Source organism: Janthinobacterium sp. J1-1, assembly GCF_030944405.1.
Taxonomy (GTDB): domain Bacteria; phylum Pseudomonadota; class Gammaproteobacteria; order Burkholderiales; family Burkholderiaceae_D; genus Janthinobacterium.
On sequence record NZ_CP132339.1, the window covers coordinates 5,359,705 to 5,372,688 of the forward strand.

General features: G+C 63.3%; 12 protein-coding genes. 4 read left to right on the plus strand and 8 right to left on the minus strand.

From position 1 onward, the window contains the following. Window positions 1–83 precede the first annotated feature (83 nt). Both Q8L25_RS24575 and Q8L25_RS24580 read left to right on the plus strand, forming a co-directional pair. Complete coding sequence (locus Q8L25_RS24575) at window positions 84–1,763, plus strand: PAS domain-containing methyl-accepting chemotaxis protein (RefSeq protein ID WP_308921895.1); 1,680 nt, start codon at window positions 84–86, stop codon at window positions 1,761–1,763. A gap of 2 nt (window positions 1,764–1,765) precedes the next feature. Then, on the plus strand, window positions 1,766–3,148 hold the full coding sequence (locus tag Q8L25_RS24580) for a chemotaxis protein CheW (RefSeq protein WP_308921896.1): 1,383 nt from the start codon (window positions 1,766–1,768) through the stop codon (window positions 3,146–3,148). Here the strand turns inward: Q8L25_RS24580 and Q8L25_RS24585 are convergent. Then, window positions 3,082–4,095, minus strand: coding sequence for a helix-turn-helix domain-containing protein (locus Q8L25_RS24585; RefSeq protein WP_308921897.1), 1,014 nt, complete (start codon window positions 4,093–4,095; stop codon window positions 3,082–3,084). The genes Q8L25_RS24580 and Q8L25_RS24585 overlap by 67 nt on opposite strands. Before the next feature lie 94 nt (window positions 4,096–4,189). Between Q8L25_RS24585 and Q8L25_RS24590 the strand changes: the two genes are divergently transcribed. Both Q8L25_RS24590 and Q8L25_RS24595 read left to right on the plus strand, forming a co-directional pair. Further along, complete coding sequence (locus Q8L25_RS24590; protein ID WP_308921898.1) at window positions 4,190–4,816, plus strand: cysteine hydrolase family protein; 627 nt, start codon at window positions 4,190–4,192, stop codon at window positions 4,814–4,816. A 26-nt stretch (window positions 4,817–4,842) separates the two neighbouring features. Further along, window positions 4,843–5,394, plus strand: coding sequence for a YdcF family protein (locus Q8L25_RS24595; protein WP_308921899.1), 552 nt, complete (start codon window positions 4,843–4,845; stop codon window positions 5,392–5,394). Between the two features lie 4 nt (window positions 5,395–5,398). On the opposite strand, the gene glpK is transcribed toward Q8L25_RS24595, so the two are convergent. The 7 genes from glpK to Q8L25_RS24630 all read right to left on the minus strand — a co-directional run bounded on the left by glpK (window position 5,399) and on the right by Q8L25_RS24630 (window position 12,929). Continuing rightward, on the minus strand, window positions 5,399–6,892 hold the full coding sequence (gene glpK / locus Q8L25_RS24600) for a glycerol kinase GlpK (RefSeq protein ID WP_308921900.1): 1,494 nt from the start codon (window positions 6,890–6,892) through the stop codon (window positions 5,399–5,401). A 77-nt stretch (window positions 6,893–6,969) separates the two neighbouring features. Continuing rightward, window positions 6,970–8,700 carry an ABC transporter substrate-binding protein gene (locus tag Q8L25_RS24605; RefSeq protein ID WP_308921901.1) on the minus strand — a complete coding sequence of 577 codons (1,731 nt, stop codon included), beginning with the start codon at window positions 8,698–8,700 and terminating at the stop codon, window positions 6,970–6,972. Window positions 8,701–8,765: 65 nt separating this feature from the next. Continuing rightward, on the minus strand, window positions 8,766–9,041 hold the full coding sequence (locus Q8L25_RS24610) for a DUF2160 domain-containing protein (RefSeq protein ID WP_308925794.1): 276 nt from the start codon (window positions 9,039–9,041) through the stop codon (window positions 8,766–8,768). Window positions 9,042–9,072: 31 nt separating this feature from the next. After that, on the minus strand, window positions 9,073–9,876 hold the full coding sequence (locus Q8L25_RS24615; RefSeq protein WP_308925795.1) for a carbohydrate ABC transporter permease: 804 nt from the start codon (window positions 9,874–9,876) through the stop codon (window positions 9,073–9,075). After that, complete coding sequence (locus Q8L25_RS24620; RefSeq protein WP_308921902.1) at window positions 9,876–10,745, minus strand: sugar ABC transporter permease; 870 nt, start codon at window positions 10,743–10,745, stop codon at window positions 9,876–9,878. The genes Q8L25_RS24615 and Q8L25_RS24620 overlap by 1 nt, the downstream gene beginning before the upstream one ends. Then, the gene (locus tag Q8L25_RS24625) at window positions 10,745–11,836 is read right to left on the minus strand and encodes an ABC transporter ATP-binding protein (RefSeq protein ID WP_308921903.1); all 1,092 of its coding nucleotides are present in this window, start codon (window positions 11,834–11,836) and stop codon (window positions 10,745–10,747) included. The genes Q8L25_RS24620 and Q8L25_RS24625 overlap by 1 nt, the downstream gene beginning before the upstream one ends. A 1-nt stretch (window position 11,837) precedes the next feature. Beyond that, window positions 11,838–12,929 (minus strand): ABC transporter ATP-binding protein, encoded by a 1,092-nt coding sequence (locus tag Q8L25_RS24630; RefSeq protein WP_308921904.1) that lies wholly within the window; start codon window positions 12,927–12,929, stop codon window positions 11,838–11,840. Window positions 12,930–12,984 lie beyond the last annotated feature (55 nt).

Below are 12,984 nucleotides of genomic sequence, written 5' to 3' on the forward strand. Positions count from 1 at the left end.
GATCCGGCGCGGTCTGGCAATCAAGAAACATGGAGAGCGCAATGAACCACACGACAACGAGGGCGATAGGGCCGGCATGCGACATGGATAGCACCGGGCTGGTCAGGACACTGACCCGCACGCAGGGACTGCTGAAGTTTGATGCGCGCGGCATCGTGTGCGACGCGAACCAGCTTGCGCTGGACTTGTTCGGCTATCAGCGCGACGAACTGGTGGGCCAACATCACAATGTGCTGTGTCTCGCCACGCAGGAGCGCACGGGCGCAGAGCTGGAACTCTGGCGCCAGCTGGCAGCGGGCCAGTCGCAGTCAGGCAAATACCGCCGCATGGACCGGCAAGGCCGCGAGCTGTGGGTACACGCTCATTACGTAGCGCTGCCGGGCGATGGCGGGCCGGTCGATCAGGTCATAGCCTTGCTCGACGACATCAGCGCCGACATGCGCGCGCAACTGGACTTTTCTGGCAAGATCCAGGCCATCGAACGGGTCCAGGCGGTGATCGAGTTCAATCTGCAGGGCCAGATCCTGCGCGCCAACGACAATTTCCTGCGCGCCTTCAGCTATCAGGAGCAGGAACTGCTCGGGCAGCACCACCGCATGTTCTGTACCGACGAGGATGCGCAAGCGGCCGACTACCGGCAGTTCTGGGACAACCTCGGACACGGCCAGTTCCAGTCCGGCGAATTTCGCCGCATCGACAAGCACGGACGCGAAGTATGGATACAGGCATCGTATAACCCCATCCTCGATGCCGGCGGCAAACCCGTGAAAGTGGTCAAGTTTGCCACCGATATTACCGCCGCCAAGCGTCTCAGTTCGGACACGGCCGGCAAGATCGACGCCATCGCGCGTTCCCAGGGCGTGATCGAATTCGATATGCAAGGCAATATACTCACGGCGAATGGCAATTTCCTGCGCGCCGTCGGGTATACGCTGGACGAGGTCGTGGGGCAGCACCACAGCATGTTCTGCGACCCGCAACTGGTGCAGAGCGAAGACTATCGCCACTTCTGGGCAGACCTGGGTGAAGGCAAGTTCAAGAGCGCCCGCTTCCACCGGCTGGGCAAGCATGGCGCCGCCATCTGGCTGCAGGCCACCTACAATCCCGTGCTCGACACCGACGGCCGCGTCTTCAAGGTCGTCAAGTTTGCGATGGACATTACCCAGCAGGTCAAGCGCGAGCAGACCATCTGCAGCCGCGTCGCCGGCATGGGCGATGTCATGCAAGAACTTGCCGGCGCAATCGACAGCATCGGCAAGAGCGCCGCGCATGCGAACATCATCGCTCAGCAGACCGAGCAGTACGCACAGCAGGGGCGTGTATTGCTGGGCCAGTCGATCGAATCAATCCTGGAAATCCAGAAATCGTCGCAGGATGTGCACGACATCGTCAATACCATCAGCGAAATTGCCATCCAGACCAACTTGCTGGCCTTTAATGCGGCCGTCGAGGCGGCACGTGCCGGCGTGCACGGCCAGGGCTTTGCCGTGGTCGCCGACGAGGTTCGCAAGCTGGCGGAAAAATCGGGCACCGCCGCACGCAATATTGCACGCCTGATCGATACGACCATCAGCCGCGTCGACCAGTCCGGCAAGCTGTCCGAACAAGTGCGCCAGTCCTTCGAACAGATTCGCATGTCAGTGCATAACACCACCAAGTCCATCGGACTGATCGACGAGGCCACGGCAACCCAGGTCGATTCGAGCCGGCATGTAACGCAACTGCTGGCGGAGCTGCGTGCATCGACTACCCCGGCGCACTGACCATGGCAACCAGACACTATGCACAGGTGCGCATCGGTCCGCTATATCTGGGCATCGCGGCGTCTCATGTACGCCATGCGCTGCCGCGCCCCGCCGACCTGCAGCCCATGCCGCCTGGCGGCGGTCCCCTGGCCGGCGTGTTTTCCTACCAGGGCCAGGCAGTACCACTGATCGACCTGCGCCGCTGGCTCAATCAGCCTGCCGATACGGACTGCCCCTATATGGTCGTGCTGGCAGCCGATGGCCGCCTGGCCGCCCTGGCCGTCGATGCCATCGCCAGCGTACGGGAAATCGAGGCCGCTCACATAGAACAGGTAAGCCATAGCGAGGATACCGACCATTTTTTCCGCTACGTCGCGCGGCCCGCCGGCGACGACAAGATACTGAACCTGCTGGAGCCCGAGCGCCTGATGCGCCGTGCACAAGCGTGGAGCGATCAGGCCGGCACGCCCACTGTGAACGACCTGCCAGGCGCATTGGCGGCAGCCGGCGACAGTGTATCGCTGGCAACGTTCGAGCTGTCAGGCCGCGTGCTGGCGCTGCCGTCGACACTGATTGCGGCAGTGTTGCCTTGCCCGCCCCTCGACACCGTGTTCGGCTGGAATGGACAACTGGCGGGGGTGATCCACTGGCGCGGACGCGAAGTGTATGTCCTCAATGGCGCCATGTTCGACGGCGTCCTGCCGGCGCCAGCGGTGCTGCCGCCACTGCTGGCCGTACTGGAGCGCGACGGTCGCTGCCTGGGGGTGCGCCTGGACCGAACCCTGGCCGTCGCGGCAGTGCCTTCCGGCCAGATCCAGTACGGCACGGGCGGCCCCTGCGCCCATGCGCTGGTGACGGCAACGGTCACGCTACCACCCGGACCACCGCAACTGGTGCTCGATGACGCGGCACTGATGGCACTGTGTCCGCAGGCATCGCAAGCAAGCACACCCTCGGCGCCGGCGGCGGACACGCGCAGCGCCGACGCCTACATCGTCTGCGACGCAGGTGTGGAACTGGCCCTGCCGATGGCATCCATCGTCACCATCATCGTACCGCCCGCGGACATGCAGGCACCGACGTTCAATGCCACTGGCGCGCCCGACGGCAGTTGTACCTGGCAAGGGCGCATGCTGCCCCTGGTCGCGCTCGGCCCCGATGGCGTGCCGATCGAACGTATCGTGGTGCTCGAACACGGCGCGCGCCAGGTTGGCGTGGCGGTACGCAATCTCGTCACGCTGGTGCCAGCCCATGCCGCGATCAAACTGTCTTACCGTCAGTTCGGTGGCGGCACACACACGGTGATCACGGTCGACACGCCCGCAGGGCAGGCCAGCTATCGGGTGCTGGACCCGGCCACGCTGACAGCGCCTGGTGTCCTGTCCTCGAACAGCTTGCGATAAGCCGATGGCGACATCTGCAACGCGGCCCGAAAATGCTGGCGCAGCGACAGGGCCGTGCCAAAGCCGGCCGCTTGCGCCACCATATCGATCGAGACGGCACTTTTTTCCAGCATGCCCTGCGCGTGCGCCAGGCGCTGGGCCAGCAGCCATTGCTTGAACGAGGTCCCGGTCGCCTGGCGAAAATGCCGGGTAAAATTGCGCCGGCTCATGGCGGCCCGTTCGGCCAGCGCATCGATGCTGTGCACGGCGCCCAGGTGTGCGCTCACATGGGCCAGCACCTCGGCAAAGCGTCCTTCGCTGCCCGACACCGGCAGCGGCCGCTCGATAAATTGCGCCTGGCCACCCTGCCGGTGCGGCGCCACCAGCAGCCGGCGCGCCACGCGGTTGGCCAGTTCGGCGCCGGCCAGCTGGCGCAGCAGATACAAACAGCAATCGAGGCCGGCGGCCACGCCGGCCGAGGTCAGCACCTCGCCATCATCGACATACAGCATTTCCTGCTCCACCATCACCCGCGGATGGCGCGCCGCCAGCATCGCCGCCATGCCCCAGTGGGTGGTGGCCCGCTTGCCATCGAGCAACCCCGCCTGCGCCAGCGGAAACGCGCCCAGGCACAGGCCCACCATGCGTGCGCCGCGCCGGTGGGCGCCCTGCAGCGCCGTCACCAGCGATGCCGGCGCCGCGCGGCAATCGTCATGCCAGGACGGCATGATGACGATATCGGCCGTCTCCAGCAGCGACAGGTCATGCCCGGGCACGATGGCAAAGCCGGCCGCGGTGGGCAGCGGCGCGGCAATGGCGGCGCAGACCTTGACGGCAAACAGCGCCGCGTCGGGCTCGCCCACCTGCGCGCCAAACACCAGGCAAGGCACGGACAAATGAAACGGCGTGATGCCGTCATAGGCGATCACGGCAACTTGCAAGGGACGGCGAACGGAGAGTGTGAGCATGGCCCGATTGTATCGCAGACAGGCCTTCAGGCCACTGTCGGGCGCGTGCCGCATGGCTCAGAATGGTCCTCAGTCCACCTTGAAAGGAAACGCCATGTCCAACGCCACCCCGCGCCGCGCCCTGCTGGTCATCGATGTCCAGAACGAATATTTTACCGGCCAGCTGCCGATCGAATATCCACCGGTCGAACTTTCCCTGCCGAATATCACGGCCGCCATGCACGCCGCCCGCGCGGCCGGCGTGCCCGTGATCGTGGTGCAGCACGACGCGCCGGAAGGCTCGCCGGTTTTCGCCAAGGGCAGCGCCAGCTGGCAGTTGCACCCGCAAGTGGCCGCCATCGAAGCCGACCATCATCTCCACAAGACCATGGGCAGTGCCTTTGCCGGCACGGATCTGCGTACATGGCTCTCTGCCAAGAACATCGACACGCTGACCATCGTCGGCTACATGACGCACAATTGCGACGCGGCCACCATCTACCAGGCATCGCACGACGGCTTGCAGGTGGAATTCCTGATCGACGCCAGCGGTTCCCTGCCCTACGCTAACGCGGCCGGCCAGGCCAGCGCCGAGGAAATCCATCGCGTCTACCGCACCGTGTTCCATTCAAACTTTGCCGCCGTGGCCAGCACGGCCGACTGGCTCAAGGCGGTGCAGGAAGGCCAGCCTTTGGCCAAGGACAATATTTATCTGTCCAGCCAGCGCGCGCGCCAGGCTTGAAAAGCTGCCGGCAGGTATGATGCGCCATGCTCAAATACCTGCTGATTTTTCCCGCTACCCTGCTGCTGGCGTCGGCGGCCATCGTTGCCGCCGGTCTCGATGACCAGATCGCGCCGGCCGACATGATCGTGGTGCCCGGCAATACGGTGGCGCCGGACGGCACGCCCAGCCCGCGCCTGCAGGCGCGGCTCGATGTGGCGCTACAACAATTCAGGAACCGGCAGGCGCCGCGCATTTTCGTCAGCGGCGGCACCGGCAAGGAAGGGTTTGACGAAGCGGCCGCCATGGCCGGCTATCTGAAACGCCAGGGCGTGCCGGCGGCGGCGATTATCGAAGACAACCAGGGCCGGACCACGGAAGCGACGGCAAGGAACGCCGCCATCTACCTGCAAGCGCATGGCTTGACCACCGCCATGGTGGCCACCCAATACTTTCATGTGCCGCGCTTCCGGCTGGCGCTGGAGCGCGCCGGCGTCACTGTCAGCGCCCAGGTGCACGCCCCCTATGGCGAGCTGCGCGACCTGTACTCGACACCGCGCGAAGCCATCGGCTACGCGGTGTACTATCTGAAAAAGTGATACCTCATTCGCTCCAGTCGCGCGACCGTTCCACCGCCCGTTGCCATTTATGCAGGCGCGTCAGCCGCTCGTCGTCCGCCATTTTTGGGTCGAAACGGCGCGCCACCCGCCATTGCGAGGCGATCTCGTCGAGCGAACTCCAGAAGCCCACGGCCAGGCCGGCCAGGTAGGCCGCGCCCAGCGCCGTCGTTTCCGTCACTTCGGGTCGCACCACCGGCACGTTCAGGATGTCTGACTGGAACTGCATCAGCATGTCGTTGCGGGCGGCGCCACCATCGACGCGCAGTTCGGATAGCGCAATACCGGCGTCATCCTGCATCGCCGACAGCACGTCGACGTTCTGGTAGGCCACGCCTTCGAGCGCCGCGCGCGCGATATGCGCCTTGCCGGTGCCGCGCGTGATGCCGATCAGGGTGCCGCGCGCATACGGGTCCCAGTACGGCGCGCCCAGGCCGGCAAACGCCGGCACGAAGACCAGGCCGCCCGTGTCGGGCACGCTGGTGGCCAGCGCTTCGACTTCGGACGAGTGCTCGATGATGCCCAGGCCATCGCGCATCCATTGCACGGCGGCACCGGCGACAAAAGCGCTGCCTTCGAGCAGGTAATCGGTGCTGTCGGGGCCGTTACCGAGGCGCCAGCCGACCGTGCTCAGCAAGCGGTTTTTCGATGGCAGCGGCTTCTTGCCGACATTCATCAGCATGAAGCAGCCGGTGCCATAGGTATTTTTCGCCATGCCCGGTTTCAAACAGGCCTGGCCGAAGGTGGCGGCCTGCTGGTCGCCCGCGATGCCGGCGATCGGCAAGGACACGCCCAGCAACTCGGCATGCGTGTGGGCGGCCACGCCGCTCGACGGCACCACTTGCGGCAACAAGGAGGCGGGAATATCGAGCAGCGCCAGCAGGTCGCCATCCCATTGCTGGGCATGAATATTGAACAGCATGGTGCGCGAGGCATTGCTGGTGTCGGTAAGATGGGCGCCGCTCAGCTTCCAGATCAGCCAGCTGTCGATGGTGCCGAAGGCCAGCTCGCCCCGTTCGGCCCGCGCGCGGGCGCCGGGCACGTTGTCGAGCAGCCATTTGAGTTTGGTGGCGGAAAAATACGCGTCCAGCACCAGCCCGGTTTTTTGCTGGATCAGTTCGGCCTTGCCTTCCGCCTGCAATTGCTCGCAGAAGGCGGCGTTGCGGCGGTCTTGCCAGACGATGGCGTTGGCCACCGGCTGGCCCGTGGCGCGGTCCCACAGCACCGTGGTTTCGCGCTGGTTGGCGACGCCGATGGCTGCCACGTCCGCTGCAGCCACGCCGCTGTCGCGCATGACCTGGCGCAGCACGCCCAGCTGCGAGTCCCAGATCTCGTTCGCGTCGTGTTCGACCCAACCCGGCTGCGGAAAGATCTGGCGAAATTCGCCCTGGGCGCAGGCGTGCAGGTGGCCGGCATGGTCAAACAGGATGGCGCGCGAACTGGTGGTGCCCTGGTCTAAAGCGAGTATGTATTTAGTCATTGTCTGCTACTACAAAAAAACCGGTAAAAACAGGCGCAAGCGACTGGGTGCTTGCGCCCTCATGACAGCGCGGCAGTTTATCTTACCTTGCCTTCTTTCCAAGCTTGCAGCAATTTATCGTAGGCGATGGTCTCTCCTTTTGGTTTTTCATTGGCCAGCTTTTTCCATGGTGCGTGCTGGTCCGACAGATACTGGTTAGGGTCGCCCTTGGCATTCAGTTTCGGTGCACACGCCTTCATGCCGGCCCGCTGCAGGCGCGCCATGACCTGGTCCATTTCCTCGGCCAGGTTGTCCATCGCGGCCTGCGGCGATTTTTCGCCGGTGATCGCGGTGGCCACGTTCTTCCACCACAGCTGCGCCAGCTTCGGATAATCGGGCACATTGTTGCCGGTCGGCGTCCAGGCCACGCGGGCCGGGCTGCGGTAGAACTCGATCAGGCCGCCGTATTCATTGGCGTGCTTCGTGAAATACTCGTGGCGGATATCGGAATCGCGGATGAACGTCACGCCGACGATGGATTTTTTCAGCGACACGGTTTTCGAGGTCACGAATTGCGCGTACAGCCAGGCGGCGGCCTTGCGGTCGTCCGGCGTCGACTTGAACAGGAACCAGGAACCGACGTCCTGGTAGCCGTTCTGCATGCCATCCTTCCAGTACGGGCCGTGCGGTGACGGCGCCATGCGCCATTTCGGCGTGCCGTCCTTGTTCACCACCGGCAAGCCCGGCTTCACCATGCCGGCCGTAAAGGCCGTGTACCAGAAAATCTGCTGGGCAATTTCGCCCTGGGCCGGTACCGGGCCGGACTCGGAGAAATTCATGCCGTTCGCTTGCGGCGGCGCGTATTTCTTCATCCAGTCGATATATTTGGTCAGCGCAAACACGGCCGCCGGCGAATTGGTGGCGCCGCCGCGCGACATCGAGGCGCCCACCGGTGTGCACTTGTCGGGGGCCACCTTGATGCCCCACTCGTCGATCGGCATGCCGTTCGGAATGCCCTTGTCGGCCGCGCCGGCCATCGACAGCCAGGCATCGGTAAAGCGCCAGCCCAGCGATGGATCTTTCTTGCCGTAATCCATGTGGCCGTACACCTTCTTGCCATCGATTTCTTTCACGTCATTGGTAAAGAAGTCGGCGATGTCTTCATAGGCGGACCAGTTCTGCGGCACGCCCAGCTCATAGCCATACTTGGCCTTGAACTTGGCCTGCAAGTCCTTGCGCGCGAACCAGTCGGCGCGGAACCAATACAGGTTGGCGAACTGCTGGTCGGGCAGCTGATACACCTTGCCGTCCGGCGCGGTGGTAAAGCTGATGCCGATAAAGTCCTTCAGGTCCAGGCCGGGATTGGTGAACTCCTTGCCCTTGGCCGCCATATAGTCGGACAGCGGCTCGACGGCGCCGTAGCGGTAGTGGGTGCCGATCAGGTCGGAATCCGAGATCCAGCCGTCATAGATGCTTTTGCCCGACTGCATGGAGGTCTGCAGCTTTTCCACTACATCGCCTTCCTGGATGATGTCGTGGCGCACCTTGATGCCGGTGATTTCCTCGAAGGCCTTGGCCAGCGTCTTCGATTCGTAGACGTGGGTGTCGATGGTTTCCGACACCACGGAAATTTCCTTGATGCCCTTGGCTTTCAGCTTGGCGGCCGCGTCGATAAACCATTTCATTTCATCGAGCTGCTGCTGCTTGCTCAGGCTGGAAGGCTGGAATTCCTTGTCGATCCAGGTTTGCGCCTGCTTGACGTCGGCCAGGGCCGCACCCGACACCAGCAGCGCGGCTGCCGCCGCCAGGACTGTACACTGCAATTTCATCGTGATTCTCCTTTATAGTTGTCATCCGCGCTGCCGAAAGCGGCACGGTGTTCGCATCTACGACTTCATCCCCAACGCATCACTACCAATAACAGTACAAAACTGATTGCCGCTCCTATGGTTTGTTGAAATTCGGTAAAACCGGCCCAGGCCAGGTTGACATACGCCGCCGCCAGCAGGCCGACGAACAGGCGGTCGCCGCGCGTGGTCGGCATCGGCAGGAAACCTTTTCGTTCGATGCTGGGCGAACGGATCTGCCAGATCGTCATGCCGGCCAGCATCAAGCCGATGCAGCAAAAAAAGATCGCTACTTCCGGCGTCCATGCCATCCAGCCGAACAGGCTGGCTGTGCTGTCTACATTTGGTTCCATCTCACACCCTCCCCATGGCAAAACCCTTGGCGATGTAATGCCGCACGAACCAGATCACCAGCGCGCCGGGCACGATGGTCAAGACACCGGCCGCCGCCAGCACGCCCCAGTCCATGCCGGCCGCCGACACGGTGCGCGTCATGGTGGCGGCGATCGGCTTGGCGTTGACCGACGTCAAGGTGCGCGCCAGCAGCAGTTCGACCCAGCTGAACATGAAGCAGAAAAAGGCCGTCACGCCCACGCCGGACTTGATCATCGGCAGGAAAATCTGCACGAAAAAGCGCGGAAAGCTGTAGCCGTCGATATATGCCGTCTCGTCGATTTCCTTCGGCACGCCCGTCATGAAGCCTTCCAGTATCCATACGGCCAGCGGCACGTTGAACACCATGTGCGCCAGCGCCACGGCCAGGTGGGTGTCCATCAGGCCGACAGTGGAATACAGCTGGAAGAACGGCACCAGGAACACGGCCGGCGGCGTCATGCGGTTGGTCAGCAGCCAGAAGAACAAATGCTTGTCGCCGACAAAGTTATAGCGCGAGAACGCATACGCGGCCGGCAAGGCGACGGTGACCGACAGCACCATGTTCAATGCCACATAGATCATCGAGTTGATATAGCCGCTGTACCAGGACGGGTCGGTAAAGATGGTGTGGTAGTTGGCAAACGTCAGCTGCTGCGGCCACAGGCTCAACACGCCGACGATTTCCTCATTGGTTTTCAAGGACATGTTCAACATCCAGTAGATCGGCAACATGGACGCGACCAGGAAGGCAAGCAGGATGGCGCCACTGATTTTCTTGTTCATCATTTCTGGTCTCCCGTACCCACGCGTTGCATCCAGGTGTACAGCACGAAGCAGAACAGCAGGATGATCAGGAAGTAAATCAGCGAGAAGGCCGAGGCCGGTCCCAGATCGAACTGCCCCACGGCTTTCTGTGTCAGGTATTGCGACAAAAAGGTGGTGGCATTGCCCGGTCCGCCGCCGGTCAGCACGAACGGTTCCGTATAGATCATGAAGCTGTCCATAAAGCGCAGCAGCACGGCGATCATCAGCACATTGCGCAATTTCGGCAGCTGGATATAGCGGAACACGGCCAGCCGCGAGGCGCCGTCGATGCGTGCCGCCTGGTAATAGGCGTCGGGTATCGCGCGCAGGCCCGCATAGCACAGCAGCGCGACCAGCGGCGTCCAGTGCCAGATATCCATCACCATCACGGTCAGCCAGGCGTCGAGCGAATTGCCGTTGTAGTTATAGGCGATGCCCAGCGCATTGAGGGTATAGCCCATCAGCCCGATATCGCCGCGGCCGAAGATCTGCCAGATGGTGCCGACCACGTTCCAGGGGATCAGCAGCGGCAGCGCGATCAGCACCAGCGCCAGCGACGCCTTCCAGCCATCGGCCGGCATGCACAGGGCGATCAATATGCCCAGCGGAATCTGGATCGCCAGCACGGAACCCGAGAACAGCAGCTGGCGCAGCAAGGCGCTGTGCAGGTCGCCGTCGAGCATCACCATGCGGAACCATTCGGTGCCGACAAACACTTTTTGCGTGGGACTCAAAATATCCTGCACGGAATAATTTACCACCGTCATCAGCGGCAAAATCGCGGAAAACGCCACGCACAACAGCACGGGCAAAATCAGAAACCAGGCACGGTTGTTATCGGTTTTCATCAAGCCACCCGTTTGTCGTTAAGGTAGTACAAGGTGCGCTCAGGCGGAAAGCGCAAGCGCACGGACTGGCCCGCCACCGCGTCGATGGCGCGCAGTTTGGCCGCCACCGTCACGCTGCCCAGCTGGAACTCGGCCAGGTAGTGCGTGCCCATATTGCGCACGGCCAGCACGGTGGCGGCCAGGGTATCGGCGCCAGCCTGGCCAGCGCTCACGCACTCGACAAACTCGGGCCGCACGCCCACGGTGATCTTGCCCTGCGCACCCGACAATGCCGCGCGCGCCGGTTCGGACAAGGCCAGGAATTGTCCCGCCACCCGTGCCTGGCCATCTACGACCGTACATTCAAGCAAGTTCATGCCGGGGTTGCCGATAAAGTAGCCGACAAAAGTATGCTCGGGCGCTTCGAACAGCGCCTGCGCGCTGCCGGTCTGCACCACTTCGCCTTGCGTCATCACCACTACCTGGTCGGCAAAGGTCAGCGCTTCGACCTGGTCGTGCGTGACGTAGATCAGGGAGAGCTTCAGTTCGTGATGGATTTCCTTGAGTTTGCGGCGCAGCAGCCATTTCAGGTGCGGATCGATCACCGTCAGCGGTTCGTCGAACAGCACGGCGGCCACGTCGGGCCGCACCAGGCCACGGCCCAGCGAGATCTTCTGCTTGGCGTCCACCGACAGGCCGCTGGCGCGCATTTTCAGGTCGCTCGACAATTCCAGCATCTGCGCCACCTGCTGCACCCGCTTCCTGACTTCGGCTTCCTTCCAGCCGCGATTGCGCAGCGGAAAAGCCAGGTTGTCGTGCACGGTCATGGTGTCGTAGATAACGGGAAACTGAAACACCTGCGCGATATTGCGTGCCTCGGTCGGCAGTTGCGTCACGTCCTTGCCGTCGAACAGCACCTTGCCATGCGACGGTTTCACCAGGCCGGAAATAATATTGAGCAAGGTGGTCTTGCCGCAACCGGACGGCCCCAGCAAGGCATAGGCGCCGCCGTCCTGCCAGCTCATGCTCATCGGCCGCAGCGCGTAGTCGGCGGGCGCGGAAGGGTTCGGTTTGTAGGCGTGGGCCAGGTCGACCAGTTCGATACGCGCCATGTCACGCTCCTCCCTGTGGCGCGAACAGCAGGCCGCCATCGGCGCCAAAGATGAACAGCGATTGCGGCTGGCAATACACGGTGCAGGCGCTGCCGATGTCGAGATTGTGCACGCCGCCCAGTTGCGCCACCAGCGCCAGGGCGCCGCGCCGCGCGTGGACATAGGTTTCCGAACCGCTGATTTCGGCCAGGTCCACCTGCGCCGCGATCGCCAGGTCATCGCCGGACTGCGGCGCCAGGTGCAGGCTGTGGGCGCGCACGCCGAGGGTGATTTGCCGCTGGCCGGCCAGCGCCGCCAGTTGCTGTTGACTCAAGGGAATCGACAGGCCATCGGCGGCCTGCGCCACGCCGTGCGCGTCGAGCTGGGCGTCGATCAGGTTGATCGGCGGATCGCTGAAGGTGCGCGCCACGGCGATGCTGTTGGGCGCATTGAAGACGTCGAGCGTGCGGCCCTGCTGCAGCAAGCGGCCTTCGTGCAGCACCGCCACATGGCCGCCCAGCTGCAGCGCTTCGAGCGGCTCGGTGGTGGCATAGACCACGGTGGTGCTGCCGCTGGAAAACAGTTCCGTCAGTTCGCGCCGCAATTCCTCGCGCAACTTGTAGTCGAGATTGACCAGCGGCTCGTCGAGCAGCAGCAGGGAGGCATCCTTGATCAGCGCGCGGCCCAGCGCCGTGCGCTGCTGCTGGCCGCCCGACAATTCGCCGGGCCGGCGTTCCAGGTAGGGCGTGATATGCAGGCGCTCGGCCAGCGCCAGCACCTTGCCGCGGATCTGCGCTTCCGGCTCCTTGCGCAGGCGCAGGGGCGACGCCATATTGTCGTAGACGGAAAAAGCGGGGTAATTGATGAATTGCTGGTAGACCATGGCCAGGTTGCGCCGGCTGACAGGCACGCCCGTCACGTCGACGCCATCGGCCACCACCTTGCCGGACGTGGGCTTGTCCAGCCCCGCCATCACGCGCATCAAGGTGGTCTTGCCGGCACGCGTGGTGCCCAGCAGCACATTGATGGCGCCCGGCACCAGCGCCAGCGACATCGGATACAGATAAGTGTCAGCACCCTGCTGCTTGCTGATCTCGCTCAAGTCAAGTTGCACGTCGTCTCCTCCAGGTATGGTCGCCGCGCCCTCTGTCGGGGCATGGTCGCTTGCC

What these genes read in the sequence shown, in the direction of transcription:
- Q8L25_RS24575 (WP_308921895.1), top strand. Translation starts at nt 84, where the DNA reads ATGGATAGCACCGGGCTGGTCAGGACACTGACCCGCACGCAGGGACTG.
- Q8L25_RS24580 (WP_308921896.1), top strand. Translation starts at nt 1,766, where the DNA reads ATGGCAACCAGACACTATGCACAGGTGCGCATCGGTCCGCTATATCTG.
- Q8L25_RS24585 (WP_308921897.1), bottom strand. Translation starts at nt 4,095, where the DNA reads ATGCTCACACTCTCCGTTCGCCGTCCCTTGCAAGTTGCCGTGATCGCC.
- Q8L25_RS24590 (WP_308921898.1), top strand. Translation starts at nt 4,190, where the DNA reads ATGTCCAACGCCACCCCGCGCCGCGCCCTGCTGGTCATCGATGTCCAG.
- Q8L25_RS24595 (WP_308921899.1), top strand. Translation starts at nt 4,843, where the DNA reads ATGCTCAAATACCTGCTGATTTTTCCCGCTACCCTGCTGCTGGCGTCG.
- glpK (WP_308921900.1), bottom strand. Translation starts at nt 6,892, where the DNA reads ATGACTAAATACATACTCGCTTTAGACCAGGGCACCACCAGTTCGCGC.
- Q8L25_RS24605 (WP_308921901.1), bottom strand. Translation starts at nt 8,700, where the DNA reads ATGAAATTGCAGTGTACAGTCCTGGCGGCGGCAGCCGCGCTGCTGGTG.
- Q8L25_RS24615 (WP_308925795.1), bottom strand. Translation starts at nt 9,876, where the DNA reads ATGAACAAGAAAATCAGTGGCGCCATCCTGCTTGCCTTCCTGGTCGCG.
- Q8L25_RS24620 (WP_308921902.1), bottom strand. Translation starts at nt 10,745, where the DNA reads ATGAAAACCGATAACAACCGTGCCTGGTTTCTGATTTTGCCCGTGCTG.
- Q8L25_RS24625 (WP_308921903.1), bottom strand. Translation starts at nt 11,836, where the DNA reads ATGGCGCGTATCGAACTGGTCGACCTGGCCCACGCCTACAAACCGAAC.